The 24,728-nt window shown below is 63.4% G+C and carries 31 protein-coding genes, 1 tRNA gene and 1 pseudogene; 17 read left to right on the top strand and 16 right to left on the bottom strand.

Translation table 11 applies throughout. The features are described from left to right. The 6 genes and pseudogenes from EBBID32_RS13405 to EBBID32_RS13380 all read left to right on the top strand — a co-directional run. Nucleotides 1–105: pseudogene (locus EBBID32_RS13405) on the top strand (Maf family protein); the annotation flags it as partial. A gap of 8 nt (nt 106–113) precedes the next feature. Next, a complete protein-coding gene (locus EBBID32_RS13400) occupies nt 114–1,103 on the top strand; it encodes a hypothetical protein (RefSeq protein ID WP_006958615.1) in 990 nt (329 codons plus the stop codon). Next, complete coding sequence (locus EBBID32_RS13395) at nt 1,093–1,287, top strand: DNA gyrase inhibitor YacG (RefSeq protein WP_006958613.1); 195 nt, start codon at nt 1,093–1,095, stop codon at nt 1,285–1,287. Before EBBID32_RS13400 ends, EBBID32_RS13395 begins: the two co-directional genes overlap by 11 nt. Before the next feature lie 48 nt (nt 1,288–1,335). After that, nucleotides 1,336–1,411 (top strand) — tRNA-Phe (locus EBBID32_RS13390). A 119-nt stretch (nt 1,412–1,530) separates the two neighbouring features. Then, nucleotides 1,531–2,202 (top strand): peptidylprolyl isomerase, encoded by a 672-nt coding sequence (locus EBBID32_RS13385; RefSeq protein WP_006958611.1) that lies wholly within the window; start codon nt 1,531–1,533, stop codon nt 2,200–2,202. Between the two features lie 34 nt (nt 2,203–2,236). Beyond that, on the top strand, nt 2,237–2,974 hold the full coding sequence (locus tag EBBID32_RS13380; protein WP_006958609.1) for a DUF72 domain-containing protein: 738 nt from the start codon (nt 2,237–2,239) through the stop codon (nt 2,972–2,974). A gap of 323 nt (nt 2,975–3,297) precedes the next feature. Here the strand turns inward: EBBID32_RS13380 and EBBID32_RS13375 are convergent, their stop codons facing one another. Beyond that, nucleotides 3,298–3,483, bottom strand: coding sequence for a PspC domain-containing protein (locus EBBID32_RS13375; RefSeq protein WP_006958607.1), 186 nt, complete (start codon nt 3,481–3,483; stop codon nt 3,298–3,300). A gap of 341 nt (nt 3,484–3,824) precedes the next feature. Between EBBID32_RS13375 and EBBID32_RS13370 the strand changes: the two genes are divergently transcribed. Continuing rightward, complete coding sequence (locus EBBID32_RS13370) at nt 3,825–4,214, top strand: gamma-glutamylcyclotransferase family protein (RefSeq protein ID WP_006958603.1); 390 nt, start codon at nt 3,825–3,827, stop codon at nt 4,212–4,214. 81 nt (nt 4,215–4,295) lie between these two features. Here EBBID32_RS13370 and EBBID32_RS13365 read toward each other — a convergent pair whose 3' ends face one another. Next, nucleotides 4,296–4,829 (bottom strand): peroxiredoxin, encoded by a 534-nt coding sequence (locus tag EBBID32_RS13365; protein ID WP_037490709.1) that lies wholly within the window; start codon nt 4,827–4,829, stop codon nt 4,296–4,298. Between the two features lie 23 nt (nt 4,830–4,852). Then, nucleotides 4,853–5,242 carry a VOC family protein gene (locus EBBID32_RS13360; RefSeq protein ID WP_037490702.1) on the bottom strand — a complete coding sequence of 130 codons (390 nt, stop codon included), beginning with the start codon at nt 5,240–5,242 and terminating at the stop codon, nt 4,853–4,855. A 104-nt stretch (nt 5,243–5,346) separates the two neighbouring features. On the opposite strand from EBBID32_RS13360, the gene EBBID32_RS13355 reads away from it, so the two are divergent. The 4 genes from EBBID32_RS13355 to EBBID32_RS13340 all read left to right on the top strand — a co-directional run bounded on the left by EBBID32_RS13355 (nt 5,347) and on the right by EBBID32_RS13340 (nt 8,376). Continuing rightward, the gene (locus EBBID32_RS13355) at nt 5,347–5,823 is read left to right on the top strand and encodes a hypothetical protein (protein WP_006958597.1); all 477 of its coding nucleotides are present in this window, start codon (nt 5,347–5,349) and stop codon (nt 5,821–5,823) included. 39 nt (nt 5,824–5,862) lie between these two features. Then, nucleotides 5,863–6,936 (top strand): DNA replication/repair protein RecF, encoded by a 1,074-nt coding sequence (gene recF / locus EBBID32_RS13350; RefSeq protein ID WP_006958595.1) that lies wholly within the window; start codon nt 5,863–5,865, stop codon nt 6,934–6,936. A gap of 108 nt (nt 6,937–7,044) precedes the next feature. Next, on the top strand, nt 7,045–7,575 hold the full coding sequence (locus EBBID32_RS13345; protein WP_006958593.1) for a CHAP domain-containing protein: 531 nt from the start codon (nt 7,045–7,047) through the stop codon (nt 7,573–7,575). 78 nt (nt 7,576–7,653) lie between these two features. After that, nucleotides 7,654–8,376 (top strand): CHAP domain-containing protein, encoded by a 723-nt coding sequence (locus EBBID32_RS13340; RefSeq protein ID WP_006958591.1) that lies wholly within the window; start codon nt 7,654–7,656, stop codon nt 8,374–8,376. A gap of 25 nt (nt 8,377–8,401) precedes the next feature. Here the strand turns inward: EBBID32_RS13340 and EBBID32_RS13335 are convergent, their stop codons facing one another. The 5 genes from EBBID32_RS13335 to EBBID32_RS13315 all read right to left on the bottom strand — a co-directional run bounded on the left by EBBID32_RS13335 (nt 8,402) and on the right by EBBID32_RS13315 (nt 11,913). Then, nucleotides 8,402–8,677, bottom strand: a complete 276-nt coding sequence (locus EBBID32_RS13335; RefSeq protein WP_006958589.1) for a DUF3297 family protein — start codon at nt 8,675–8,677, stop codon at nt 8,402–8,404. Nucleotides 8,678–8,776: 99 nt separating this feature from the next. Next, nucleotides 8,777–9,067: a hypothetical protein gene (locus EBBID32_RS13330; protein WP_006958588.1), complete on the bottom strand. Its 291-nt coding sequence runs from the start codon at nt 9,065–9,067 to the stop codon at nt 8,777–8,779. 110 nt (nt 9,068–9,177) lie between these two features. Continuing rightward, nucleotides 9,178–10,419, bottom strand: coding sequence for an SAM-dependent methyltransferase (locus EBBID32_RS13325; protein ID WP_006958586.1), 1,242 nt, complete (start codon nt 10,417–10,419; stop codon nt 9,178–9,180). Nucleotides 10,420–10,450: 31 nt separating this feature from the next. After that, the gene (locus tag EBBID32_RS13320) at nt 10,451–11,197 is read right to left on the bottom strand and encodes a molybdopterin-binding protein (protein WP_006958584.1); all 747 of its coding nucleotides are present in this window, start codon (nt 11,195–11,197) and stop codon (nt 10,451–10,453) included. Continuing rightward, entirely contained in the window at nt 11,194–11,913 is a 720-nt protein-coding gene (locus tag EBBID32_RS13315; RefSeq protein WP_006958582.1) for a cytochrome b/b6 domain-containing protein, read from the bottom strand. The genes EBBID32_RS13320 and EBBID32_RS13315 overlap by 4 nt, the downstream gene beginning before the upstream one ends. A 322-nt stretch (nt 11,914–12,235) precedes the next feature. Between EBBID32_RS13315 and EBBID32_RS13310 the strand changes: the two genes are divergently transcribed. Then, nucleotides 12,236–12,742: an outer membrane protein gene (locus EBBID32_RS13310; protein WP_037490697.1), complete on the top strand. Its 507-nt coding sequence runs from the start codon at nt 12,236–12,238 to the stop codon at nt 12,740–12,742. 56 nt (nt 12,743–12,798) lie between these two features. Here the strand turns inward: EBBID32_RS13310 and EBBID32_RS13305 are convergent, their stop codons facing one another. The 3 genes from EBBID32_RS13305 to EBBID32_RS13295 form a co-directional block, all read right to left on the bottom strand. Next, a complete protein-coding gene (locus EBBID32_RS13305; protein ID WP_006958578.1) occupies nt 12,799–13,221 on the bottom strand; it encodes a hypothetical protein in 423 nt (140 codons plus the stop codon). A gap of 73 nt (nt 13,222–13,294) precedes the next feature. Next, nucleotides 13,295–14,563 carry a 23S rRNA (adenine(2503)-C(2))-methyltransferase RlmN gene (gene rlmN / locus EBBID32_RS13300; protein ID WP_037490708.1) on the bottom strand — a complete coding sequence of 423 codons (1,269 nt, stop codon included), beginning with the start codon at nt 14,561–14,563 and terminating at the stop codon, nt 13,295–13,297. Nucleotides 14,564–14,610: 47 nt separating this feature from the next. Further along, nucleotides 14,611–15,111 (bottom strand): hypothetical protein, encoded by a 501-nt coding sequence (locus EBBID32_RS13295; RefSeq protein ID WP_006958573.1) that lies wholly within the window; start codon nt 15,109–15,111, stop codon nt 14,611–14,613. Between the two features lie 172 nt (nt 15,112–15,283). On the opposite strand from EBBID32_RS13295, the gene dnaN reads away from it, so the two are divergent. Together dnaN and EBBID32_RS13285 are read left to right on the top strand one after the other, a co-directional pair. Further along, nucleotides 15,284–16,396, top strand: coding sequence for a DNA polymerase III subunit beta (dnaN, locus tag EBBID32_RS13290; RefSeq protein ID WP_006958571.1), 1,113 nt, complete (start codon nt 15,284–15,286; stop codon nt 16,394–16,396). A 146-nt stretch (nt 16,397–16,542) separates the two neighbouring features. Beyond that, nucleotides 16,543–19,113, top strand: a complete 2,571-nt coding sequence (locus EBBID32_RS13285) for an EAL domain-containing protein (protein ID WP_081628088.1) — start codon at nt 16,543–16,545, stop codon at nt 19,111–19,113. Between the two features lie 27 nt (nt 19,114–19,140). Here EBBID32_RS13285 and EBBID32_RS24155 read toward each other — a convergent pair whose 3' ends face one another. The 5 genes from EBBID32_RS24155 to EBBID32_RS13265 form a co-directional block, all read right to left on the bottom strand. After that, nucleotides 19,141–19,647: a hypothetical protein gene (locus EBBID32_RS24155; protein ID WP_156022567.1), complete on the bottom strand. Its 507-nt coding sequence runs from the start codon at nt 19,645–19,647 to the stop codon at nt 19,141–19,143. A 166-nt stretch (nt 19,648–19,813) separates the two neighbouring features. Next, on the bottom strand, nt 19,814–20,236 hold the full coding sequence (locus EBBID32_RS13280; protein WP_006958568.1) for a response regulator: 423 nt from the start codon (nt 20,234–20,236) through the stop codon (nt 19,814–19,816). 76 nt (nt 20,237–20,312) lie between these two features. Then, nucleotides 20,313–23,063 (bottom strand): TonB-dependent receptor, encoded by a 2,751-nt coding sequence (locus tag EBBID32_RS13275; protein WP_037490688.1) that lies wholly within the window; start codon nt 23,061–23,063, stop codon nt 20,313–20,315. A 274-nt stretch (nt 23,064–23,337) separates the two neighbouring features. Next, the gene (locus EBBID32_RS13270) at nt 23,338–23,733 is read right to left on the bottom strand and encodes a type II toxin-antitoxin system death-on-curing family toxin (RefSeq protein ID WP_006958564.1); all 396 of its coding nucleotides are present in this window, start codon (nt 23,731–23,733) and stop codon (nt 23,338–23,340) included. Beyond that, a complete protein-coding gene (locus EBBID32_RS13265; protein WP_006958563.1) occupies nt 23,733–23,960 on the bottom strand; it encodes an AbrB/MazE/SpoVT family DNA-binding domain-containing protein in 228 nt (75 codons plus the stop codon). The genes EBBID32_RS13270 and EBBID32_RS13265 overlap by 1 nt, the downstream gene beginning before the upstream one ends. A gap of 76 nt (nt 23,961–24,036) precedes the next feature. Between EBBID32_RS13265 and EBBID32_RS13260 the strand changes: the two genes are divergently transcribed. The 3 genes from EBBID32_RS13260 to EBBID32_RS24585 are packed head-to-tail and all read left to right on the top strand — an operon-like array spanning nt 24,037 to nt 24,724. Then, nucleotides 24,037–24,291 carry a type II toxin-antitoxin system Phd/YefM family antitoxin gene (locus EBBID32_RS13260; RefSeq protein ID WP_006958561.1) on the top strand — a complete coding sequence of 85 codons (255 nt, stop codon included), beginning with the start codon at nt 24,037–24,039 and terminating at the stop codon, nt 24,289–24,291. Beyond that, a complete protein-coding gene (locus EBBID32_RS13255; protein ID WP_006958559.1) occupies nt 24,288–24,554 on the top strand; it encodes a Txe/YoeB family addiction module toxin in 267 nt (88 codons plus the stop codon). Before EBBID32_RS13260 ends, EBBID32_RS13255 begins: the two co-directional genes overlap by 4 nt. Further along, nucleotides 24,536–24,724: a type II toxin-antitoxin system RelE family toxin gene (locus EBBID32_RS24585; protein WP_006958557.1), complete on the top strand. Its 189-nt coding sequence runs from the start codon at nt 24,536–24,538 to the stop codon at nt 24,722–24,724. Before EBBID32_RS13255 ends, EBBID32_RS24585 begins: the two co-directional genes overlap by 19 nt. Nucleotides 24,725–24,728 lie beyond the last annotated feature (4 nt).

Genomic DNA, 24,728 nt, shown 5'->3' with positions numbered 1-24,728 from the left:
GCTGGCCTGATCCGCGCGATTCAGGGCAGCCATAGCGCGATCATGGGCCTGCCGCTTTATGAAACCCGCACGCTGTTGAAGGCGGCGGGCTATGCACTCGATTAGGAACTGACATGGCCGAATGGCTTTACGAAGAAGGCATTGGCGAGGCCCGCGCCGCGCTGGTGGAAAAGGGCCGTCTGGTCGAGGCGCTGATCGAGCGCGAAACCGGGGGCGTGCGCGCAGGGGCCGTCGCGCAAGGGCGCCTGACCCAGACGCTGATCCCCAAGAAGCGCGGCGTCGTGCGGTTGATAAGCCAGGAAGAAGTGCTGATCGAACCGCTGCCGCCGCGCACATCCGAAGGATCGACCGTGCTGGTCGAAATATTGCGTGAGGCGATCCCCGAAGAAGGCCGCCCCAAGCGCGCCAAGGGCCGGATCGCCCAGCCGGGCAGCAAGCCCCATGCCGGGCCAAGCCTGCTGCAACGGCTGCGCGCCACCGGCACGCCCGTCGTCCCCTGCCCCGCGCATGAGGAGGACCGGCTGGAGGCTGTCGGCTGGACTGAATTGATGGAGGAGGCGATCAGCGGCGATGTCGGCACCGAAGCGGCGGCGCTGCGCCTCTATGTCACGCCCGCCATGCTGCTGATCGATGTCGATGGATCGCTGCCGCCTGCGCAACTGGGGCCGAAGGGTGCCAAGATCGCGGCGCAGACGATTCGCCGCATGGGGCTTTCGGGGTCGATCGGCATCGACCTGCCGACCATGAACAACAAGGATGAGCGGATGATCGCGGCGGCGCAGATCGACAAATATCTGCCGCTTCCCTTCGAGCGCACTGCGGTCAACGGCTTCGGCTTCCTCCAGATCATCCGCAAGCGCGAACGGGCCAACCTCATCGAACTGCTGCGCGCCGATCCGGTCGAGACGGCGGCGCTGGCGCTGCTGCGACGCGCCGAGCGGCACGGCAATGGCGGTCCTGCAACATTGACCGCCGCTCCGGCGATCACCGACTTGCTCTATCGCAAGACCGACTGGATCGAACAATTGGCCAAGCGGCGCGGCGGCGCCATCACCCTGAAGGCCGACGCGGCGCTTGCTTTGGGCGCAGGCCATGTCGCCTAAACCCGCCGCCTGCCCGGTCTGCCGCCAACCCGCAAAGCCCGAAACCCGTCCCTTTTGCAGCCCCGCCTGCCGCGATCGCGACCTGCTACAATGGCTGGGCGAGGGCTATCGCGTGCCGGGACCAGCCGCGGAAGAGGGCATGCAAAAAAGCAGCGATTATGGGCTGGACAGCGACGCGGATTGACGACTATAGGCACGCTTCCATCGGGCGGAGCCATCCGCAGTTGGCCGTGCCTGGATAGCTCAGTTGGTAGAGCAAGCGATTGAAAATCGCTGTGTCGGCGGTTCGAATCCGTCTCCGGGCACCATTTTTCCTCCATCATTATTTTGTCACCTGCTCCCAATCTGGCAGCAGAAGATTGCGCCGGGCGTGCGGGGACTTTAGCCTTGGAGTTCCCCCTTCCCGACCGTGAGTGTTCGTCTGTCGATGCGCCTGTTTGCCCGTTGCCTTGCCATATTGCTGTCCCTCCTCACGCCCGGCCTTGCCCTTGCACTGCCAGCGAACCGGCCGACGCCGGGCTATATCCGGGTGGCGATCGAGACGTCGGTGGGGACGATCATCGTCGCGCTCGATACAAGGCGTGCGCCACGGACATCGGCCAATTTCCTGACCTATGTGGATGACGGGAGGTTCGACGGCGTGACCTTCTATCGCGCGGCGCGGCGCAGGAGCGCACCGACGCAGGGGTTGATCCAGGGCGGGATCGATATGGATGTGCGGCGATCGCTGCCGCCGGTGGTGCATGAGCCGACCAGCCAGACCGGCATCCTCCATCGCGACGCTACCCTGTCGATGGCGCGGCCCAACCGGACCAATTCGGCGATGGGCAATTTCTTCATCACGATTGGCGCGACCCCGACGATGGACGCACGTGAGGGATCTATCGGCTATGCCGCGTTCGGCCATGTCGTGGGCGGGATGGCGGTCGTGAAAAAGATATTGGCGGTGCCGACCTGTTGCGGAACAGGTCCGATGCGGGGGCAGATGATCGTCAAGCCGATACTGATCCAGCGAGCGCGGCGGATGGATGGCACGGCGAAGCCGACGCGCGGGGTCAAGCCGTGGCTGATCGGGTTGAAAAGGCCGACAGTGAGATAGACATAGGCAGCGCAATATCGCGCAGGAGGTCGGGATGACGGGACGGATCAGGGTCGGCATTGGCGGCTGGGTGTTCGAGCCGTGGCGCGGGACTTTCTACCCGGCCGGGCTGCGGCAGAAGGACGAGCTGGCCTATGTCGGGCAACATCTGACCGCGACCGAGATCAATGCGACCTATTATAGCAGCCAGAAGCCCGCGACCTTTGCCAATTGGGCGAAGGCGGTACCCGACGGCTTCCAGTTCGCGGTCAAGGCGTCGAGATATTGCACCAATCGGCGGGTGTTGGCCGAAGCTGGCGAGTCGGTCGGCAAGTTCGTCGGGCAGGGCATAGCCGAGCTGGGCGACCGGCTGGGACCGATATTGTGGCAGTTCATGCCGACAAAGGCGTTCGATCCCGATGATTTCGGTGCGTTCCTGAAGCTGCTGCCCGCCAGCGTCGATGGCGTGCCGCTGCGCCATGCGCTGGAGGTGCGGCACGCCAGTTTTGACGATCCTGCCTTTCTGGCGATGGCGCAGGCGGCGGGGGCAGCGGTAGTGCTGGCCGATCATGACACCTATCCCGCGATCCGGGGCGCGGATGTCGGCTTTTCCTACCTGCGGCTGATGCGGACTCAGGCGGAAGAGGCGACCGGCTATGGCGCGGCGGCGCTGGCGGACTGGGCGGCAAAGGCGCGGACACTGGCAGCGTCCGGCGATGTCTTTGCCTTCTTCATCAGTGGGGCGAAGCAGCGCAATCCGGCGGCGGCACTCGCACTAGGTGCCGCATTATAGCAACAGACTGTTGCATTTATTGCAATCGGTACGCCGCGCTTTGCGATTGTTACAACAGCATGACGGGCGCATAGGCCCGATCCGCCCAGAACGGGCGGCAATGAATGACCATATTGGAGTTACATATGCGACAGGCTTTTCAGGGCGCTGCGCTGGTGGTTGCGGTCGGCGTGCAGATGCTGACCTTCTATTCGGTGCTTTACGCCTGAGCGCAAACCGCGCTCATCTCTATCCCGACTCGTCGGGACATAAAAAGCCGCCCATGGCCTATGCCGGGGCGGCTCTTTTATTATAGGTTAATTAGCCATCAGCTTGCCGTCGGCTTACCCCTCGGCAAGCCAGCCCGCGAGCAGATAAGCCACAACGCCGACGGGGCCGAGTGCGCACAGCGTCAGCAGGACGGCGGCAATGCGGATCAGGGTGACGTCCAGCCCGGTGCGATTGGACAAGCCCGCGCACACGCCCATGATCTTGCCGTGGCGACGGTCGAGGGTGAAGCTGTTGTTCATGTATCTGGCCTTCTGATGATGACAGGTGGAAATGCGGGTCGATCAGGCGATCGGCACGACCGGGACGGCAGCGCTGACGAACAGGCTGGCGACGATGAAAGCGCCGACAAAGGCGACGGCCGTGTTGTGGAACTTGGCGATGGACATGGTAGGAACTCCCTGATTTTTGGCTGGCCGGGCGATCCGGCCTTGATGCCCAACAGGATTGCAGGAGCCGTGCCAATTTCACTTTCCCCCGGAAATTCGCGACTTTCGGCTGCGAGTTGGCATGTTGTGCGCGTGAGAGTTTCCGCTAGTTGGGGAAATTCACCGTTTGTCGGGATAATTTCCAAAGGCGCCGCATGAGCGACTCATTTCTGTTCGTCTATGGCACGTTGCGGCCCGGTTTCGATGGGCCGATGGCCCGATGGCTGCGTAGGGTGGCCCCGGTGATCGGGCCGGCCACCGCGCGCGGTGCGCTCTATCGGGTCGAGACCTATCCCGGCTTCGTGCCGGGCGGTGAGGGCGCGGTGACGGGCGACCTGTTTGCCCTGCCCGATCCGGCTGCATTGCTGGCGCGACTGGACGACTATGAGGAATGTGCGGCCCATTTTCCGACGCCGCACGAATATCGACGCGGGATGGTGACGGTGCAGGGGCATGATGGGCCGGTCGAGGCCTGGACCTATATTTATGCGCGCGATGTGGCGGGACTGGCGCGAATCGAGGGTGGGGATTTTCTGGGTGTATAATACTCACGCCCGTCCGGCCCGGACTTGTCGAAGCTCGGCCCTTCGACAGGCTCAGGGCGAACGGGCGTTGGAATCACTCGCTTATTTCTGCTTCATCGCCTGCACCGCCGCCAGCGTGCTTTTCACATGTTCGGCGTAATTCATTTCCGAATGGACGAAGGCGATGCGGCCGGACGGGGCGATGACGTAGGAGGTGCGGTCGGTCATGCCCGGCCGCATCTTGAGCGCGACGTCATAGCCCGACACGATGCCCGGCCCGGCCGACGCCACGGCGAATTTGCCCGCACATTCCTTGGTCGAAAAGGCGACCAGATCATCGACCGGGTCGGCCGACATGCCGATCACGGTGGCCCCGGCCGCCTTGAACTTGTCGATATTGTCGGCAAATTCGCGCGCTTCGGCCGAGCAGCCCGGCGTGAACGCCTTGGGGAAGAAATAGAGGACGACCGGACCACGCTTCAACTGGTGCGACAGGGTCAGGGTGAAAGTCTTGCCCGCCTGCGCGCCGCGGGTGGTGAAATCGGGCGCCTTGGCCCCGATGGCGAGGGCGGCCATCGCCCCGCTCGATCCCAGTAGGGTGGCGGCGGCAGCGAGCAAGAGGGACAGGCGCTTCATCATCAGGCTCCTTAAAATGACGGTCAGGCGGCGGGCGCGGGCGGCTCCCACAATTCAATGGCATTGCCTTCGGGATCATGAATACGGGCAAAACGCCCGACATCGGGATGATCCCATTCGGGATTGGTGATGACGGCAATGTCAGCATCCCGCAAGCCGGTCAGAAGGGAATCGAGGTCGGATACGCGCAGATTGATCATGAATGCCTTGTCCGCGGCGAAATAATCGCTGTCCGCTTTGAACGCGGAAAACACCATCGGCCCGCCCAATGTCCGCCAGGTCCATTCGTCGGGCCTGGCATCCGGGTCCGACACGCAACCCGCGCCAACGCCCAGATGGTTGCGATACCAGGCATTGAGCGCATCAGGATCACGCGCGCGAAAGAATAATCCGCCCATTCCCAGCACCGGCATGACATGCTCTCCCTCTTTCACATCGACAGGGAGAATAGCATGGCGACGGCAATCGGTCACGATCAGGCACAGGAACCGCAAGGCGGCTCGCCGGTTCTGTTGTGATGCGTCTTGCCCTTGCCCTCCTCCCGCTGATCGCCCTTGCCGCCTGCGACAAGCCTGCCGAAAAGCCGGAAGCGCAGCCCGGCGTCGTCGCGAATATCAGCGACCGGACGGAGCAAGCGCAAGACGCGCCTCCGCAGATCAACGCGACCATGCCAATGGAACCATCCCCCCCTCCCCCGGCATCCGGGCCGATCCCCGCCGCCTTGCAGGGCCGTTGGACCGGCGTGACAGACAAATGCGGTGACCGCGCGGCCGATCTGGAACTGAACATCCTGCCCGACCAGCTGGTCTTTCACGAAAGCGTCGGCACGGTCGAGGCGGTGACGTCCGGTGCGGACGGCCAGTTGTCGGTCGGAGCGACCTTCACTGGCGAGGGGCAAAGTTGGAGCCGGACACTGACCCTCCGTCCTGCGGCCGATGGCAGTAGGCTGACGATCATCAATGACGGGACGGCAGTGACGCGCAAGCGCTGCTAAACGCTTTCCCGTGCGCGCAGACCCGGCTACAGCCGGGCGATGATCGGCCGCCTGACCTTAAGCGATTTCCGCAATCATGCGGACGCGCTGATCGTGCCTGATCATGGTTTCATCCTGCTGACCGGCGACAATGGCGCGGGCAAGACCAATATATTGGAAGCCGTGTCGATGCTGGCACCCGGACGCGGGCTGCGGGGAGCGGCGTTGCGGGCGATGGCGCGGCAGGACGGGCCGGGCGGTTTCGGCATTGCGGCGGAGGTGGATGGCGTGGTGCTGGGCACCGGGGTTGCCGCCGCGACGCCCGATCGGCGGCAGGTGCGGATCGGCGGGGTGGCATCGTCCGCCAATGCGCTGGCCGATCATCTGTCGATCGTCTGGTTGACCCCGGCGATGGACCGGCTGTTCCTGGATAGCCCCGGTGGGCGGCGGCGTTTTCTGGATCGGCTGACGCTGGCGCTGCACCCGACCCATGCGGCGCACAGCGCGCGTTATGATGCCGCGATGCGGGCGCGCAACCGGCTGCTGACCGATGTGCGGCGAGCCGACCCGGCGTGGCTATCGGCGCTGGAGGCACAGATGGGCGAGCATGGCGCGGCGCTGGCGGTAGCGCGCAGCGATCTGGTGGCGCGGCTCAATCTGGCGCTGGCGGGGCAGCCCGACGCGCCCTTCGCCCGACCGTTCGTGACGATCGAGGGCGAGGATGACGGCAGCGACGCGCCATTGACGGAGCGGTTAGGGCGGGAACGGCGGCGCGACGCGGCGGCGGGGCGCACCCTTTCCGGGCCGCACCGGCACGACCTGTCGGTGATCCACATTGCCAAGAACCAGCCCGCCGCGCTCTGTTCGACCGGTGAGCAAAAGGCGCTGCTGCTGTCGATCCTGCTGGCCCATGCCGCGCTGGTGGCCGAACATCGCGGCCAGCCGCCAGTGTTGCTACTCGACGAAGTGGCAGCGCATCTCGACCCGTCGCGACGGGCCGCCTTGTTCGACCGATTGGAGGAAACGGGCGGACAAGTCTGGATGACGGGAACCGAATCCAGTCTTTTCAATGAATTAACGTCGGCAACCCGGCTGACTGTAACAGCGGGGCATGTTTTTCGTTCCGCGATATAACCCGCCCCCGCAACGACTCGTCGCCCAGCGCTTTTCATCTGACCTTCCGTCTGCCCTAAAGCCTCTCAACGGGGCAAAAGCCTAGAACAAGGTCGGGGTCGCATTCGCATGATCAGTGGTTTTCAACGGCTTATCGCCGCTGCTCTTTGTGCGCTCTCTTTCCTGATCGTTTCGCCTGCGACGGCCGGAGTGCTGCAATGCGCGCCCTATGCCCGTCAGGTGTCGGGCATCCAGTTGCACGGCAATGCCAATACCTGGTGGAACCAGGCGCAGGGCCGCTATGATCGCGGCCATGAACCGCGCGTTGGCGCCGTCCTGTCCTTCGCCTCCAGCCGTGCGATGCCGGTCGGCCATGTCGCCATGGTCAGCAAGGTGGTGAGCCAGCGCGAAGTGCTGCTGACCCATGCCAACTGGTCCTATCGTGGCGGCATCGAGCGCAATGTCCGCGCTGTCGATGTATCGGCCAATAATGACTGGTCGGACGTGCGCGTATGGTATGGCCCGATCGGCAATCTGGGGCTGCGCTCCAACCCCGCAAACGGCTTCATCTATGCCGATCAGCCCAAGACCATCGACCAGCCGGTCCAGGTCGCCATGGCCGATCCAAGCGTCGCCGGTGCCGCGCGCTCCGCTTTCTAAAGCATTTAACCGCTTCATAACAGGTCAGGAACTAGGATCGATCCCGGTGGGGCGATTCTCAAGGTTTCGGAATCGCATATGATTCGACAGTTTCGCTGGGCGGCGGTGTGCCTGCTGTCCGGCCTGAGCGCTGCGCCTCTGTGGGGCGCGGGCGTGCTGCAATGCGTCCCCTATGCGCGCATCGTGTCAGGGGTGGCGATCCGCGGGGATGCGCTGACCTGGTGGGACCAGGCGGCGGCGCACTATAAGCGCGGACAAAAGCCGAAAAAGGGCGCGGTACTGGCCTTCCGTCCGGCAGGACCGATGACATTGGGGCATGTCGCGGTGGTCAGCCGCGTGCTGGATGACCGGCGCGTGCTGATCCGCCATGCCAACTGGTCGGTGCCCGGCGCGATCGAGGAGGATGTGCTGGCGATCGACGTGTCGGACGCGGGCGACTGGAGCGAGGTGCGGGTGTGGCATAGCCCCACCGGGCAGATGGGCGCGCGCACCAACCCGACCTTCGGCTTCATCTATCCGGCCAAGGCCAAACTGCACGACTTCACGCCGGATCCGGCGCTGGGCAGCAGCGTGCGCTTTGCCCGTGTCGATCGGGAACAGTGGGATGACGAACGGCTGCCCGCCGCGATGACGCCGTCCCGCACCGTCCCGCAAATGGTGCGGGTCAAGGCCAGCGGACGTAAGGCCGCGCCACGGCTGGAGGCCGATCCCTTCATCGTCGAATATGCCGACAACGCCCCGTCGCAACGGACGCTGAGCGCGATCATCGCCGACGTGAAGCGGGAAACGATGCTGAACTGATCGGCGCGAAGTGCGCCGATATCGCTTATTCGGCGTCGGCGGGTTTTTCTTCGGACTCTTCCGCCGGATTCTGGAACCAGGCTTCGACCGGACCACTGAGCTTGATCGTCAGCGGGTTACCGTGGCGATCGCGGGTCTTGCCGGCGGCAACGCGGATCCACCCTTCGGAAATCGAATATTCCTCGACATCATTGCGCTCACGTCCCTTGAAACGGATGCCGATACCCCGTTGCAGCACATCCATGTCGAAATGGGGGCTGCGCGGGTTGGTGGACAGATGATCGGGGGGCGTGTCGCTCATGGTCAGATATTTCCTGCAAGGTTGCGCCGCGCCTAGCCGTTTGCCCGTCCTGCTGCAACCCGCCTCCGATCGGCGGCGGGTTGCAGGCTGGTCATGCGATCAGCGGCAGATGCGTACGCGCACGTCGCGGTCGCGATAATAGTCGTAGCGCCATTCGGTCCAGCAACGCTGGCGATAGCCGCGATAGCGCCAGTCGCGCCGGTCGCCGCGCCAGTGGCGGCGATTGTCCCAGCGCCGGTTATCCCAGCGCCCATTATTCCAGTGATGGCCACGGTCGCCGCGCCAGCCATCACGATAGCCGCCATAATATTGTGCTTGCGCGGGGGCTGCCATGGCCAGGCCTACTACAGTCAGGCCAAGCGCCGCCGCGCCTTTCCAGATGATGTTCATGTCGCTCTCCTCAATCGCCCCACCGCTCCAGAGGCGGGACCATGAGGGGGACAATGCACCGGCCCGACTGAACCGTCCGCGAACGCGCCATTTAGCGGCGGTTCAGCCAGTCAGCGCCCCTGGAGGGCGGCCTCCGCTTCCTGCATATAGTCGCGGGTGATTGGCAGGGTGCGGCGGTCGCGGGCATATTGGACCTGATAATTGACCATGCCGCCATGCTCGAACACCGTCGCCGCGCCGGCCAGATAGAAGGTCCACAGGCGAAAGAAGCGCTCGTCATAGAGGGCGATGATATCGGCGCGATGCGCCATCGCCCGTTTGTACCAGTGGCGGATGGTCAGGCCATAATGGAGGCGCAGCACCTCCACATCGGTCACCATCAGCCGCGTGCCCTCACTGCCCGCGACCATTTCCGACAGGGCCGGGATATAGCCGCCGGGGAAGATATATTTCTGGGTGAAGGCGTCGGTGATACCCGGTCCGCCCATCCGGCCGATCGTGTGGACCAGCATCACCCCGTCGGGGGTCAGAAGGTCGTGACATTTGTTGAAGAAGGTGCGGTAATGGGCGGTGCCGACATGCTCGAACATGCCGACCGACACGATCCGGTCGAACGGTCCCTGAACGTCGCGATAGTCGATCAGCTCGAAACGGACATGATCGGCCACGCCCGCCGCCTGCGCCCGTTCACGCGCGATCTTGAGCTGTTCCTGCGAGAGGGTGATGCCGGTCACATCAACGCCGCAGGTGCGGTGGAGGTAGAGCGCCATGCCGCCCCAGCCGCAACCAATGTCCAGCACCTTCATGCCCGGCTTGAGCAGGAGCTTGGCGGCGATATGCGCCTTCTTGTCCTCCTGCGCCTGGTCCAGGCTGATGCCCGCGTCATTGTCCGCATCGGGCCAGTAGGCGCAGCTATATTGGCGGTCGCGGTCGAGGAAGAGGGCGTAGAGCGCGGCCGACAGATCATAATGATGGGCGACATTGGCCTTCGCCCGCGCCTTGTGATTGGCGCGCCACAATTTTTGCCGGGCGCTGCCCAGACCGCGGGCCAGCGTATTTTTCGCATCGATCGAGCGGCCGCTTTCCCAGGGATTATTGGCGCGGATCATGGAGAGAAATTCCATGATGCCGCCGCCTTCTATCGTCACCCGCCCGTCAATATAGGCTTCGGCCATGCCCAGCCGTGGATCGCGCACAATGTCGAAAGCAACCCGTTTGTCCTGCAACCGCAGCGCCAGATCGGGGAAAGCAGGATCAGGCGTGCCGACCGTGAAATGCCTGCCGTCAGGGGTGAATATGGTCAACTGGCCGTGACTGACCAGTCGCCGCAGGATCCGCTCGAACAGTGTCATGGCGATAATCTGTCACCCCGAACGGCGCAGGTCAAATCCCGGCATACCAGTCGTACCCGGCATGATCCTCCCAATAGCCGCCCTTGCCCTTGCCGATGCCATCCAATGTTGCGACCGCCTCGATCCCCATCAGATATTTGGCCTGCTTATAGCCCAATTGCCGTTCGACCCTGAGCCGCAGCGGCGCGCCATTGGCGACGGTCAGGGGGCGATCATTGAGCGCATAGGCAAGGATCGTCTGGGGGTGGAAGGCATCGAACCGGTCGATACTCTCATAATAGGGGCGCCCCCCGCCCATATCGTCGGCACAGCGAAAGACGAGATAGCGGGCGTTGTCGTGCAGCCCCGCGGCCTCCAATATCGGTTTCAGCGGAACGCCGCGCCATTTGCCTATGGCGCTCCAGCCTTCGACACAATCATGGCGGGTAATCTGGGTGCGTGGGGGCATCGCCTGCAACTGCGCCAGCGACAGCGAGAGCGGGCGCGTCACCAGCCCCGTCACGGGCAGCCGCCAGTCGGCAAAGTTACCGCGCCACAACGCCTTATAGGCAGGCGTATTCGGGTTGGCGGTGCCGTTGGCGCGGAAGATGGGCGAAATCTGGTCGGGCCGGAATTCCTGCGCCAGCGCGTCGCGCGCCATCAGGCTGCGTTGCGCCCAGCGGTGGAAATTTTCAGCCGAAAAGAGCGCATCGCGCACGGTTTCATTCCGTCCCAGCCGGTCGCAGCCCGCCAGCGTCGCGGTGGCTCCCAGCAGCAAGGTGCGGCGGGTAAGAATCATGGCCTTTCCTCCGGCACGCGATACCGACCGGTGATCATCGATCGCACCTCGTTCACCGGCCCCGCCAGCAATACCATCAGGATATGAACAAGGAAGAAGGCGACCAGCGCGAAGGCAGCGATGAAGTGGAGCGAGCGCGCCGATTGCCGCCCGCCGAACAGATCGACCAGCCAGGGCCAGGCCGCGTTCATCCCCGGTGCCATGGTCAGGCCGGTCAGGATCAGCAGCGGCAGCAGCAGGAAGATGACGCCGATATAGCTGGCCTTTTGCAGCACATTATAGTGCAACGCGGCCGCGCCGGTGGGAAAGCGTAGCCGGGCATGATCCTTGATATCCTGCCAGATATGGCGGGGGGCAAGGTCCGCGCGGCGAAAAGCCAGATCGCAAACGATATGCCGGTTGGCGAGGCTCCAGAGCATGTAGAAAAGCAAAGCGAAGGCAAAGAGCGGCGCGGCGGCCAGATGCCAATGACGCGACATGGCCAGGCTGTAGAGCGCAGGCAGGGTCAGCCAGCCGGGGAAGCGATCCAGTTCCAGCCAGGCAGCGTCGAAATTCGCGCCATATTGCCCCCAATAGAGGCGGGGATGGGCGTTGAAAATGCCAAGCCCGCTGGTGAACAGGATATAGAGCAAAGCCGCGTTCAGCCAGTGCCACAGCCGTGTCGACAGGCGGTGCCGCCTGACGGTGCCGGTCGCCTTTGGGGTCACGCTGTCCATACCGCCTATTCTAACCGATCGGGACGCTTAGTCCACGGGCGTTCGCTGTATCGAGCCGACGGCCATCCCACGGGTGGTTGTTACACTTTTGCAACAGAGGATTGAAATCATTTGAAATAAAGACCTAGCCCCTTTGCAAACGAAAAGGGCGAACCTAGATGGCGGTTGCGCGATGACGATGCCGATCGCGTCCATATATTCCCCAGACAAGGCGGAGATATGGGCAGGAGGAGTTGTGTTATTTTATCCATAATTTCTTTGCATCGATCCTGAATGCCGGATGAATTTCTCTATTCGGCCATGAATATATATTGAGGACTTTATGAAAACTGTGATTTTCGCAGCGATTGCTGCTGCCTGCGTTTCGGCCCCTGCTTTCGCTCAGGATGCTGCGCCCTTCACCGGGCCGCGCGCTGGCGTGACGCTGGGCTATGACAAGATCGGCGGCGAAGAAGGCGTCGCCTATGGCGTTTCGGCCGGTTACGATCTGGCGCTCGCGCCGCGCATCACCGGCGGCGTCGAAGTCAGCCTGGGCGACACCACCATCGACGATACGGGCCTGGACGTCAGCCGCGATCTCGCCGCGTCGCTGCGCCTTGGCTTCGTCGCCACCCCGCGTGTCCTGGCGTTCGGCAAGGTCGGCTATGCCACCACCCGCTTTGAAACCGCCGGCGTCGGCGTCGGTTTTGAGGGCGTGCGTTTCGGCGGCGGTCTGGAATTCGCGGCGACCCCGAACACCTATATCTCGGCTGAATATCAGCGCACCGAATATGAGCAGAATCTGGGTGGCCGTGACGCGGCGATGGTCGGCGTCGGTTTCCGCTTCTGATCCTTGCGGACCAGTTTGAAATAAGGGAAAGGGCGGTCCATCGGGCGGCCCTTTTTCTATGCGGGCAAGGGTTGCAGGTCCGGCGCGACCCAGCCCCTGCGCGCCGCGACCGACATCAGGGTTGCGTGCGACCAGTAGGTGAACAGCCAGTCCTTGTCCCCCAGCGGCGATGCCATCAGCGCGGCGAAGGCGATCGCGGGTGTCGCATCCTGCGGCAGTTCCGCAATCAGCACGCGCGTCATGTGCAGCGATGCCTGGGTGATCGTTTCGTGATAGCCGCCCATGTCGCTATTCACCCCGCCTACGCTCTCATTATAGAGACGGATCATGCCGGGCATGTCGCGTTCGGGCGTGATGTCGGGGCGTTGGAGGATCAGCCACAGCGCGGTCGCGAAATGCGCGCCATGTGTCCATTGCGCCTTGGGCAGGGTGCAGGCGCAAAAGCCGGTTGCGAGTCGCTCTATGTCTGCGTCGGTCATCATCACTCCCCCAAAGCAAAAGCCCCGCTATTGCTGGCGGGGCTTGCTGCGATACGGTTCCGTCTGGAAAAGATCAGCCCAGCGCCGCCTGCTTTTCTTCGGCCAGCCGGTCTAGTTCCGCGCGGCTTTTCTTTTCGCTCGCCGATTTCAATTGCCCGCAGGCCGCCATGATGTCGCGCCCGCGCGGAGTGCGGACCGGAGCGGAAATGCCGCCCTCGAACACGATGGAGCTGAACGAGCGAATCCGATCAGGCGTCGAACATTCATAGTCGGTGCCGGGCCAGGGATTGAACGGGATCAGGTTGACCTTGGCCGGCAGCTTATATTTGCGGATCAGGCGGACCAGTTCGCGCGCATCATCATCGCTGTCATTCTTGTCCTTGATCATCACATATTCAAAAGTGATGCGGCGCGCATTGCTGGCCTTGGGATAGTCGGCGCAGGCCTGGAGCAGTTCCTCAATCCCATATTTCTTGTTGATCGGCACCAGCTCGTCACGCACTGCCTTGGTCACGGCATGGAGCGAGACGGCGAGGTTTACACCGATTTCCTCGCTCGCCCGCGCCATCATCGGAATGACGCCGCTGGTCGACAAGGTGATGCGGCGGCGCGAGAGGGCCAGGCCATCGCCGTCCATCACGACCTTCAGCGCATCGCGGACATGCTCGAAATTATAGAGCGGCTCACCCATGCCCATCATGACGATGTTGGTCAGCATCCGCCCGTCGGGCGAATATTGGGGTGCGTCCTCATCCTCATCGTCCGGGATGGCGGCGGCGCTGCCCATATTCCCCTTGGGCCATTCGCCCAGCGCATCGCGCGCCAGCATGACCTGACCCACAATTTCGCCCGGTGTCAGGTTGCGGACCAGGCGCATCGTGCCGGTGTGGCAGAAGCGGCAGTTGAGCGTGCAACCGACCTGGCTCGACACGCACAACGTGCCGCGATCCGCATCGGGGATGAACACCATCTCATAATCCTGCCCGTCATCGGACCGGAGCAGCCATTTGCGGGTGCCATCGGTCGAGACCTGGGCCTCCACCACCTGCGGACGGCCGACGACGAAGCGCTCCGCCATCCAGCCGCGCATCGGCTTGGCAAGATCGGTCATCGCCTCGAAATCGGTTTCGCCGCGATGATAGAGCCAGTGGAACAGCTGTTTGGAGCGCAGCTTCGCCGCCTTCGCGTCCAGCCCCGCCTCCTCCAGCGCGCCTTTGATCTGCGGTCGGGACAGGCCGAGCAGGTCGGTGCGGCCATCAGCGCGCGGCGTCACGGCGCGCGGAACTGGCACAGGGTCGATAAGGCCGGGAATCGGCATGATGGGGTTGGCGGCTGATTGCATGACCGCGCCCATAGTCGATTTTCGCTGATGTTTAAAGCACTGCCGCTTTACCGCAATCGTGCGCACCCCAGCGCCGCTGCATCGATCGCCGTCGCCGCGCCGCGCAGGGGGTAGCTGTCGGCGAAGGCGCGGCCTTTCGCGTCGCTGGTCTGGATGCTCATGCTGCTGGCGGAGCGCATGGCGGCGATGATCGCTGCGTCGCCGCGCGGGTCGGCAGCCCAGGCGTCACTGCGCCCCGCGACCAAGGTGAAGCGGCGTTCGCCGACACTCAGCGTCACTACGGCCTTGTCCGCGCGACTGCGGCTCAGGCGGAAATGGACCTGGCCCCGCACCTTGTTACGTGGCCAGGTGCCGACCGAGGCGAAACCGCTGCTGACCCGCCCCCCGCGTTTGGCCGGCCGGGCGATGGCGTAGCAGCGCGGCCCGTTCTGGCCAGCACCGGGATCACGAAACGCCCCCCAGCGATCGAACATGCCGAGCGAATCCCGCGCGGCGGCGGGGGTTGCGACCATCAGCAGGACGATCAACAGGGCAGCGATGCGGCTCATGTGCCATGGCAGAGCGCAACCTGTCCCGTTTTGCAAGCGCGCTCCGATGTGAAAGCGTGAGCGAGTGCTTGCCCATGCCGCAACAGCGGTTATGAAGAACCATCCATCATAGTCACCCGGATTCGACTGCATCCGGGCCACTTGCAGAAAAAGAAACGGACAGAACAGGGACATGAAGGCGACCATCGAACGCGCGACGCTGTTGAAGAGCCTGAGCCACGTCCAGTCGGTGGTCGAGCGGCGCAATACGATTCCGATCCTGTCCAACGTGCTGATCGAGGCATCGGCCGATGGCGCGATCAAGCTGATGGCGACCGATCTGGACCTGCAGGTGGTCGAGAGTATTTCCGCGCAGGTGGAGCAGGCCGGCGCCACCACCATTTCCGCCCACACATTGTTCGACATCGCCCGCAAGCTGCCCGAAGGCAGCCAGGTGTCGCTTCAAGCCGCCGATGGCAAGATGCTGATCCAGGCGGGGCGTGCGCGTTTCAACCTGTCCACACTGCCGCGTGACGATTTCCCGGTGATCGCGGAAGGCGACCTGCCGACCAGCTTTGAACTGCCCGCCGAGACGCTGAAGCAGATCATCGACAAGACGCGCTTTGCGATCTCGACCGAAGAGACACGTTATTATCTGAACGGCATTTATTTCCATGTGTCGGATGACGGCCAGCCGGTGCTGAAGGCCGCCGCGACCGACGGCCATCGCCTGGCCCGCGTCACCGTGCCCCGCCCCGATGGCGCGGACGGGATGCCCGGCATCATCATCCCGCGCAAATGTATCGGCGAATTGCGCAAATTGCTCGACGAGGTCGAGGGTTCGGTGCAGATTTCGCTGTCCGCCAGCAAGATCCGTTTCGGCCTGGGCAGCGCGATCCTGACCAGCAAGCTGATCGACGGCACTTTCCCCGATTATAGCCGCGTCATCCCGACCGCGAACGACAAGCTGCTCAAGATCGACCCGCGCAGCTTCGAGGAAGGGGTGGACCGCGTGGCGACCATCGCGACCGAAAAGACCCGCGCGGTCAAGATGAGCCTGGACCGCGACAAGATCACCCTGTCGGTTACCAGCCCCGAAAACGGCACGGCGGCCGAAGAAGTGTCCGGCGTATTTCAGGGCGAGGGTTTCGACATCGGCTTCAACGCGCGATATCTGCTCGACATATTGGGCCAGATCGATAGCGAGACGGTAGAACTGCATCTGGCCGATGCTGCGGCACCGACATTGATCCGCGAAAATGACCGCAGCCCGGCGCTCTATGTATTGATGCCGATGCGCGTATGACCAGCGGCATGTTTGGCAGGCGCGTCTAGTGCCGTTAAACATGCAAAAGTCCTTTCGTTTGAAGTAATTCAATGTAAACGAACGGGCGTTAAACAAAGCGCATGTCTCCATTGCGTGCGTCCCTCTCCGATAATCCCTCCCGTTCCATGTCGCTCATGGTTGCGCTGGGGCTGGCGGAGAGCGGGACCGAGGTTGCCGCATCGTGGATTTCCGGCGCCTTTGTCCAGATTGCGCGCCTGTGGCCGCTGATCCTGCTGGCCAAGCTGTGTGTGATCACCCTGCTGGGCATCCCCTTCTTTCGGCCCGGTGACAATGAACAGTTAGTCGTCCTGATCGTGATGCTGCTGGTTGACGGCACGTTGATGGTGGTGCCGCGCCTATCGCTGTTTCAGGCCCGGATGCCGCATGTTCAGAACTGGCTGATGCTGCCGATGCTGTTCCTGTCCGGCCTGACCTTCAGTCTGTGGCTGGGCCATGAGCCGAAGGCGGCGTCTGATTCGCTGTTTCTGGCTGCCGTGCCGGAACTGGCGGTAGCATTGCTGGCGGTGTGCATCTTTGGCGACCGACGTTTGCTGGGCATCAGCTATTTTCTGGGTGCGCTGCTGGTATCCGTGACTGAAAAGGCGGGCCTGGCGCAGATCGGCCTGCTGGTCAGCTGCGTCATCGTCATGGCGGTCGCCACGCTCCGCCAGGCCACGGCGGACCGGGAACGCGCGATTGAGCGCCAGCGGCAGGATTTGCGCGCGCAAAGGTCCGACCGGCTGCTGCAGGAACATGAGCGCACCGGGCGCGGCTGGTTCTGGGAAACCGATCGGCAGGGGTGCCTGACCTATATTTCCGATACGCTGGCACATACGCTGGATGCGCCCAAGGACGGGCTGATCGGCCGTCCGATCACCGAAATCATCCGCCCCGGCGACAAGCAGCAGGGCGATGGCGAACGCACGCTGGGTTTCCACCTGTCGGCGCGCACCGGCTTTTCCGATATCTCCGTCCGCGCCGCCATGGCGAAGGAGGAGCGCTGGTGGTCGATTTCCGGCCAGCCAGTGTTCAACGAATATGGCCAGTTTCACGGCTTTCGCGGGTCGGGCACAGACCTGACTGAAATGCGCCGCAGCCAGGCGGAAGTCACCCGGCTGGCCCAGTTCGATTCGCTCACGGGCCTTGCCAACCGTATCCAGATGCTGCGTTCGCTGGAGCAGGCCGTGGCCGACCGGCACGGCAAGGCGGGTGATTGCACGCTGATGATGCTGGACCGTGACCGGTTCAAGAGCGTTAACGACACGCTCGGCCATCCGGCTGGCGACGCGCTGTTGCGGCAGGTCAGCCAGCGTCTGCAGCGCGTGGTCGGCAACCGTGGTCTTGTCGGGCGTCAGGGCGGTGATGAATTCAAGATATTGCTGCCGGGCCATCAGGACCAGACGATGCTGGCGCAACTGGCGCAAAGCATCATTGCTACCGTATCGCAGCCCTACTCGATCGAGGGAACAGCGGTCGTCATCGGCGTGTCGATCGGCATCTCTTCCTGCCCGCAGGATGGCGTGACCGCCGACGCGCTGATCCGCAACGCCGATCTGGCGCTCTATGCGGCCAAGGGCAATGGCCGGGGCGTCCATCGTTTCTATTCGTCCGACATGCACGCCGATGCGGAGGATCGCCGCGCGCTGGAAGAAGATCTGCGCCATGCGCTAGCTGCCGACGGCCTGCATCTGGTGTATCAGCCGGTCGTATCGTCCAAGACGGAGCAGATTACCGGCTATGAAGCGCTACTGCGCTGGAACCATCCGGTGCGCGGGGCGATTTCCCCCGCTTTGTTCATCCCTATCGCCGAAGATACCGGCCTGATCTCCCAGATTGGCGAATGGGTGCTGCGCACCGCCTGCCGCGACGCCGTCCAATGGCAGGAGGATATTCGCGTTGCGGTGAACGTGTCGCCGACCCAATTTGCCAATCCGGGTTTCCCCTCCACGGTAATGAATGCGCTGGCCAATGCGCAGCTGGCACCCGAACGGCTCGAACTGGAAATCACCGAAAACGTGTTCCTGAACGATGATGACGGTACCGACGCCATGTTCGCGCGGCTGAAAGCGCTGGGCGTGCGGCTGGCGCTCGACGATTTCGGCACCGGCTATTCCTCGCTCGGCTATCTGAAAAAAGCGCCGTTCGACAAGATCAAGATCGACCAGAGCTTCGTGCGCGGGGCCGCGACCAAGGGCAGCCGCAACAGCGCGATCATCAAGGCGATCGTCAGCCTGGCCGAAGCGCTGGGCATGGACACGACGGCCGAAGGCGCAGAGACACAAGACGAACTGGCGCTGATCCGGCAATTGGGATGCAGCCATATTCAGGGCTATATTTATGGCCGCCCGATGCCCGCCGCCGACGTGCTGGCCGGCCAGCGTACGACCGGCTCCGCGGCATCGGCCGACGGCTTCCAATCGAGCCGCCCGGAACGCAAGACGATGCTGCGCACCATTGGCGTGCATCATGACGGCCATGTCTATACCGGCCGGGTCCGCAATATCTCCGCCACCGGCGCGCTGATCGAAGGGTTGTGGAATGTGCCGCTCGGTACATTGTTCGCGATAGAGCTAGGCGAAGGCCAGTTCGTCAACGCCACCGCCCGCTGGTCGAAGGACGACCGGATGGGCGTGGAGTTTGCCGGGATCGTGGACATCACCGCGCTGCGTAATGCGCCCAAGGCGCTGGCGTCTTAGGTGAGGCGGGTTGGGATGATCCAGCCTTCAAAGCATTTTCCATAGAAGGGCGATGCAAAGCGCTGCATTCACGGCCAGCAGCAATAAGCATCCCGGCGCGAGCCAATTCCGGGGGCTTGTCCATGGGAAACCAATGTAGGCAATTAGGCCTTCGATGGTCGTTGGTAATGCCCCGTCTTCCTCATATCCACTCAGAACGACCCTGCCGTTTTGAGCAACTCGAGCCCTCGCATCGACCGTATTTTGAGCCAGTGATGTAAGCCACTTCAATACAATCTCAGGACCATCCGGGCAATCTTCTCGCCGAACGATAATCACCTGCCCAGCCGACCCCAGGCCCAAAACAAGTCTTTTTCCTGCGGCATTAAAGGCAAATATCTGCGAGTGTTCGACAGCCCACGGCTCCACTCCATTAAGCGCATCTCCTTCGCTTCGATATATCGAAACATCACCCGGCATACTCTCTTCGATGCTTGTACCATCGCTGTCATTGAGGATTACGACTTCATCGAGCCAAGTTGAGCGCACAGCCATACCGCCTTCTAACATCGCGGTGGATGTCCGCAATCCGTAACGGGCGCGAGGGTGGGAAGAGGCAACAAATGGCCTCCCTAGGGCGCCGTGCCTCCAATCCCGCCCACATGCAAAAGGGGAGAGGCAGATGTTCTGCCCCTCCCCTTTTGCATGTCATATCAATTGTTCAGGCGGCGATCGCGACCGGTTCCGCTTCCGCCTCAATCAGGCCGCGTGCCACGCTCTTAATGAGCGTCACGAAGCGGGTCGCTTCCCGCACGATCATCGCCTTGTTGAAGCAGGCGGCCGCGCCCCGGTCCATCGCTTCGGCGACGATCGGCGCGCCGTCGCGCATCAGGCTGGACAGCATGATCACCGGGCATGGTTCCATATCCATGATCTCGTCCAGTATCGCCATCCCGTCCTTGCCGGGCATGGCGATGTCCAGCGTCACCACGTCGGGCTTTTCGGCCCGGATCATCTCGATCGCTTCCACCCCGTCGCGGGCGATGCCCACCACCTCGACCCGGCGGTCGCGTTCGAGCAGGGTTTCGATCATCGCACGGATGGTGAGCGAATCGTCGACCACCACAATTCTGATAGGCTTCATCTGCCGTCTCCCCGAACCATCTATGAACATCATAACGACCGGGGCGCATCATGCTTTAGGCGTGGCTAACAGCAATTTAACTACGTGGACGATTATTGGCGGCAAAATTGGGGAAGAACAGCTTGCGGAAGCTGATCGTCACCGCGCGGCCCAACGGATCGAGATAGTCCTGCTGGTAGCGCAGCGGGGTCATGCCAGTGGCATCGGTCACCTCGCGACGCTGGTTGAAGATATTGTCGATGCCGATCGACAGCCGCGCGCCGCGCAGGAAGGGCACGGATTTCACTAGTTGCGGCATCTGCCCCAGATTGGCGAAGATGCGCAGATTGACCGTCGCCAGACTGCCGAAGTCCAGCCGCGACGCACCCCCAAGCGCGCCATCGACATGGGTGCCGCTTTCCCAGTCGACGCCCAGCCGCGCGCCGATGCCGTTGTTCATATAGCCGATCCGACCTTCCAATTCATGGCGCGGCTGGCCGCCTGACGATCCGGTCGCGTCGCCATCCAGCAGGTTGAGCTGCGGCACGCCGGGCGCGATGATGATGCTCTCGGTCAGGTGCCAGCTGTGATAGAGGCTGAAGCTCAGCCGCCCGCCACCGCCGCCGGGACCGCGCGGGCCGCCAAAGCCGCCGCCACCGGGGCGACCACCGCCGGCGCCCATGCCACCCTCGCGACGTGGCCGATCACCGCCTGCGCCGGGTGGGGAACTGGCTTCGGACCGGGGCTGCCGATTGCCGAACAAGGCCTGCAATTCGGGTGGGCGGTCCTCCGGCTTGCCGCCTGCCGCGCGCCAGGCTTCCATGACTTTCTGAATGTGCGATTTGAGCGGGATCGACAGGTCGAAGCCCCAGCGGAGCTGTTCGCTTTGCGCGCGGAGGAAATTGGTCGGGCGTGTGTCGATCTGGAGCAGATTGCCATCCGCGTCGCGCACGAAGCGCTGGGGAAAGGCCGCCTCGATCGCCGGGGTTGGCGATGGAAAGGCCGCGATCGGGTTGCTGGTGCGGCTGTTGAGATAGGTGGCAGTCAGCGTCAGATTGGGCTTGTCGAACGGCTTGATCGTGGCGCTCAGGCGGAACTGGTCGCGCACGCTTTCGCGCAAACTGGCATTGCCGCCCGACAGCTGGGTGACGAACACGCTCTGCCCGGTGGCATAGTCGAATATGGTGACATTGGGGGTGGCGATCAGCGGATCGGTGATCTGCGTGCCGGTCGGCGCGGCGCGGTCCTGATTGGCGGACATCAACAGCTGCACCGCCTTGACCGGTTGCCAGCGCAGGCCGTAGCCGAGCGTCGAGAGGGTGCCGAAGTCGGAGAGTTGCTGCGCGGCGAGGTTCAGGTTGACGCCGATGTCGCCGACCGCGCCCAGCACGTCGCGCGAGCGGCTGGTGAGCGGCAGGTCGAGGCTGACCTGCCCGCTGCCGATTTCGCGGCTGTAATCGGACCGGCTTTCTACCCCGGCGCGGGTGGAGCGGCTTTCAAAGCCATTGGCCGACGCGCCGATCCGCACCGACGTCATCGCCTGCCCCGCTGGCAGGTCGAACAGCGCGCCGCTGACCAGCAGGTCGCCCTGCACCGCCTGCGATTTTGCCCGCGCGCTGTCGGTCAGGCGGGTGGCGATCAGGTCGGGCACGAAGCTGGCATAGGGATTGACGCTGGCGTCCCCCGCGTCGAGCGCCGTCTGGATCGCGCCAGTCGCCACTCCCCGGTCGGTGCGGGTGCGGGTGATCGACAGGTCGCCATTGCCGGTGAAGGACCATTGCCAGCTGCCCCCCAGCCGCCCGTTGAGCGTCACGCCGAGGTGCGCCGTCGTGCCGCGCACCTGTTGCCCCAGCGCGCCGGGCTGGACCAGATAGCGCGAGAGCGCGACGTCATTGGTAAAGGGGGAGAAGGGGTTGCCCGCAGGCAGGGTAAGCGCGGCCTGCGACAGGCCTTGCAGCGAATCGCTGTCGGACAGTTCGACCCGCCCGTTGATCGTCGCCGACACGCCGCCCAGGGCGCGGGCAAGGGTGGCATTGGCTGAGAAATTTTCGGTCGCGGGGCTGAGCGTGCGATAGGGGGTGAGGTCGATGGCCTCGCTGGCGGTCGTGCCCGGCACGAAGCTGGCCAGTGTCGGCAGGCCCGTCGCGGCGCTGGCGGGGATGCCGGTCTGGGTCACGATAGCGCCCGCCAGTGCGGATAGCGCCGGGTCGATTTCCGCGCCGCGCGTGGGCGCGGTGACGCGGGATGCGCCCATGTTGACGATGTCGCGCTCGCTTTCCAGCAATTGTGCGGCGCGGCTATATTTGACGTTCAGGGTGAAACGATTGTCGCCCTGGATGCGCAGGAAACCGCCCTCCGCCTGGCCATTTTCGCGTCCGCCATCGGTGGTGGTGCCACCGCGCAGGTCGATGCTTTGCGCGCGGAAACGCTGGCGCAGGACGATGTTGACCACCTTTTGCGTCGGCGCATAGCCATAGGAGAGCGCGACCTGTTCGGGCAAGATATCCACCCGTGCCACCGCTTCGGACGGCAGGTCGGAAATTTCCGAGAAGCTGGAAATCCGCTTGCCGTTGAGCAGGATGACGGGCGACCCGTTGGTCTGGGGCGACAATTCGCTGATCAACTCGGAAATCGAGGTCACGCCCAGCGCCCGGACGTCCGCGCCGCTCAATTGCTGTTCCGGCTCGATATTGCCCGGTACCGCGCCGCGCTGCGGCTGGCCGGTGACGATGATCTCCTCGCCATCGTCCATCTGCGGGGCAGCCTGCGGCGCCTCTTGCGCCATCAGCGCGCCGGGCGCGGCCCCCAGCATCAGCGAAAACAGGACGAACGAAGTGGATCGGCGCACGCATTTACCCCCGGACACATATTGTGCCTCTGCTCTAGCGGGCAGTTGTCGCAAAATATTGGCAAGGGCCAGCGGGAATTGTCGCAAGATGTATTGGGCGTGGGGAAAGGGCGGCGCGGAAGTTCGCAAACTTCGCCCATGTCGCGCATGAGGATTTTATCCAAAGTCGGCGGGCGACCGAAGCGATGGTGCGCTGTCGGGGTCAGGGAAGCAGACGGTGGGAAGGAGCCGGGGTTGAGATTAGCAGCAACCCGCAATGTAGGACAGGCGCGGATCAGGCGGTCGCGCTATGCTGGCGGAACCAGTCGGCGAGGTCGGCTTCAGTCAAATCGCCAGCCGCCAGTTCCAGAAAAGCCACCACCAGTTCCGCGTCGGTCGCGGTCAATCGATAGCCGTTGAGCAGCAGGAAGGTTTCGCTGACCACCGCCGCGATCCGTTTGTTGCCGTCGATGAAGGGATGATTGCGCGCGAGGCCATAGGCATAGGCCGCCGCCAGCGCCGCCGCGTCAGGATCGCCGTAAAGCGCCTGATTGTGTGGGCGCGCCATGGCGCTTTCAAACAGGCCACGATCCCGCAGCCCATCGCCCCCGCCGCCATGTTCCGCAATCTGTTCGGCATGGGCCGCCTCCGCCACCGCAGGCGTCACCCAGACCCAGTCCCGGCCCACCATTATTTCGCGAGTTCACGCAGCGCCCGCTTGCGCCGCGCCATGACATCGCGCGCCGCCGCCATCTGGGCATCGAAATCCGGTTCGGCCGCAGACAGTTCGATACCGCGCGACGTGAGAACGACCGAGAGACTGTCCCCGGCGCTGGCGTGAAGATGGGCCAGTAACTCCTTGGGCAGGATGACCCCGGCGCTGTTGCCGATCTTGGTGATTTTGAGGGGTGCGTTCATACGGGGGTTATAACATGGGCGGCGGTGGGGTGGCAATCGCCTTGCATTTTGGTACGAATTTTGGTACATATCACCTATGCAAACAGTCAGTGTTTCAGAAACCCGCGCCAATCTCAAGGCCGTACTCGACCGTGTCGTCGCCGACAGGGCGCCGATCCAGATCGTGCGGCCCAAGGGTGAGGGCGTGGTGATGATTTCGGAAAGCGAATGGGAAGGGATGCAGGAGACGATGCATCTGCTGGCATCGCCAGCCAACGCCAAGCATTTGCTGGAGGGCATCGCGCAGCTGGATGCCGGACTCGGCGAGGAGCATGAGCTGATCGAGCCGTGAAGATCGTCTTTTCACCAGCGGCCTGGGAAGATTATCTCCATTGGCAGAGCAGTGACACCAAGACGCTGGCGCGGATCAATGCGTTGCTAAAGGAATGCACCCGCGATCCCTTTCGCGGCACGGGCAAGCCAGAACCGCTCGGCGGCAATCTGAGCGGCTGGTGGTCACGCCGGATCAATCAGGAGCATCGACTGGTCTATCGGGTCAGCGGCAGGGGCGATGTGCAGGCGCTGGAAGTGGCGCAGTGCCGGTATCATTATTGAGCGATGAACGGATCGCCACGCTGGACGATCCGCGCACGCTGGGCAGCACGCTGACCGGCGACCATGCGGGCTATTGGCGCTGGCGGATCGGCGATTATCGCGTGGTGGCGCGGATCGAGGATGAGCGGGTGGTGGTAAAACTCTTACAAGTGCTGACTAGGGCGTGGTGACGAT

It is taken from the genome of Sphingobium indicum BiD32 (genome assembly GCF_000382885.1).
Classification (GTDB): domain Bacteria; phylum Pseudomonadota; class Alphaproteobacteria; order Sphingomonadales; family Sphingomonadaceae; genus Sphingobium; species Sphingobium japonicum_C.
Note: the sequence above shows the minus strand (reverse complement) of the source record. Positions and strands in the feature narration are given on the sequence as shown.

Excerpts from the sequence above, each read along its gene's own strand:
- EBBID32_RS13400 (WP_006958615.1), top strand. The coding sequence starts at position 114 with ATGGCCGAATGGCTTTACGAAGAAGGCATTGGCGAGGCCCGCGCCGCG.
- EBBID32_RS13395 (WP_006958613.1), top strand. The coding sequence starts at position 1,093 with ATGTCGCCTAAACCCGCCGCCTGCCCGGTCTGCCGCCAACCCGCAAAG.
- EBBID32_RS13385 (WP_006958611.1), top strand. The coding sequence starts at position 1,531 with ATGCGCCTGTTTGCCCGTTGCCTTGCCATATTGCTGTCCCTCCTCACG.
- EBBID32_RS13380 (WP_006958609.1), top strand. The coding sequence starts at position 2,237 with ATGACGGGACGGATCAGGGTCGGCATTGGCGGCTGGGTGTTCGAGCCG.
- EBBID32_RS13375 (WP_006958607.1), bottom strand. The coding sequence starts at position 3,483 with ATGAACAACAGCTTCACCCTCGACCGTCGCCACGGCAAGATCATGGGC.
- EBBID32_RS13370 (WP_006958603.1), top strand. The coding sequence starts at position 3,825 with ATGAGCGACTCATTTCTGTTCGTCTATGGCACGTTGCGGCCCGGTTTC.
- EBBID32_RS13365 (WP_037490709.1), bottom strand. The coding sequence starts at position 4,829 with ATGAAGCGCCTGTCCCTCTTGCTCGCTGCCGCCGCCACCCTACTGGGA.
- EBBID32_RS13360 (WP_037490702.1), bottom strand. The coding sequence starts at position 5,242 with ATGCCGGTGCTGGGAATGGGCGGATTATTCTTTCGCGCGCGTGATCCT.
- EBBID32_RS13355 (WP_006958597.1), top strand. The coding sequence starts at position 5,347 with ATGCGTCTTGCCCTTGCCCTCCTCCCGCTGATCGCCCTTGCCGCCTGC.
- recF (WP_006958595.1), top strand. The coding sequence starts at position 5,863 with ATGATCGGCCGCCTGACCTTAAGCGATTTCCGCAATCATGCGGACGCG.
- EBBID32_RS13345 (WP_006958593.1), top strand. The coding sequence starts at position 7,045 with ATGATCAGTGGTTTTCAACGGCTTATCGCCGCTGCTCTTTGTGCGCTC.
- EBBID32_RS13340 (WP_006958591.1), top strand. The coding sequence starts at position 7,654 with ATGATTCGACAGTTTCGCTGGGCGGCGGTGTGCCTGCTGTCCGGCCTG.
- EBBID32_RS13335 (WP_006958589.1), bottom strand. The coding sequence starts at position 8,677 with ATGAGCGACACGCCCCCCGATCATCTGTCCACCAACCCGCGCAGCCCC.
- EBBID32_RS13330 (WP_006958588.1), bottom strand. The coding sequence starts at position 9,067 with ATGAACATCATCTGGAAAGGCGCGGCGGCGCTTGGCCTGACTGTAGTA.
- EBBID32_RS13325 (WP_006958586.1), bottom strand. The coding sequence starts at position 10,419 with ATGACACTGTTCGAGCGGATCCTGCGGCGACTGGTCAGTCACGGCCAG.
- EBBID32_RS13320 (WP_006958584.1), bottom strand. The coding sequence starts at position 11,197 with ATGATTCTTACCCGCCGCACCTTGCTGCTGGGAGCCACCGCGACGCTG.
- EBBID32_RS13315 (WP_006958582.1), bottom strand. The coding sequence starts at position 11,913 with ATGGACAGCGTGACCCCAAAGGCGACCGGCACCGTCAGGCGGCACCGC.
- EBBID32_RS13310 (WP_037490697.1), top strand. The coding sequence starts at position 12,236 with ATGAAAACTGTGATTTTCGCAGCGATTGCTGCTGCCTGCGTTTCGGCC.
- EBBID32_RS13305 (WP_006958578.1), bottom strand. The coding sequence starts at position 13,221 with ATGACCGACGCAGACATAGAGCGACTCGCAACCGGCTTTTGCGCCTGC.
- rlmN (WP_037490708.1), bottom strand. The coding sequence starts at position 14,563 with ATGCAATCAGCCGCCAACCCCATCATGCCGATTCCCGGCCTTATCGAC.
- EBBID32_RS13295 (WP_006958573.1), bottom strand. The coding sequence starts at position 15,111 with ATGAGCCGCATCGCTGCCCTGTTGATCGTCCTGCTGATGGTCGCAACC.
- dnaN (WP_006958571.1), top strand. The coding sequence starts at position 15,284 with ATGAAGGCGACCATCGAACGCGCGACGCTGTTGAAGAGCCTGAGCCAC.
- EBBID32_RS13285 (WP_081628088.1), top strand. The coding sequence starts at position 16,543 with ATGTCGCTCATGGTTGCGCTGGGGCTGGCGGAGAGCGGGACCGAGGTT.
- EBBID32_RS24155 (WP_156022567.1), bottom strand. The coding sequence starts at position 19,647 with ATGGCTGTGCGCTCAACTTGGCTCGATGAAGTCGTAATCCTCAATGAC.
- EBBID32_RS13280 (WP_006958568.1), bottom strand. The coding sequence starts at position 20,236 with ATGAAGCCTATCAGAATTGTGGTGGTCGACGATTCGCTCACCATCCGT.
- EBBID32_RS13270 (WP_006958564.1), bottom strand. The coding sequence starts at position 23,733 with ATGGTGGGCCGGGACTGGGTCTGGGTGACGCCTGCGGTGGCGGAGGCG.
- EBBID32_RS13265 (WP_006958563.1), bottom strand. The coding sequence starts at position 23,960 with ATGAACGCACCCCTCAAAATCACCAAGATCGGCAACAGCGCCGGGGTC.
- EBBID32_RS13260 (WP_006958561.1), top strand. The coding sequence starts at position 24,037 with ATGCAAACAGTCAGTGTTTCAGAAACCCGCGCCAATCTCAAGGCCGTA.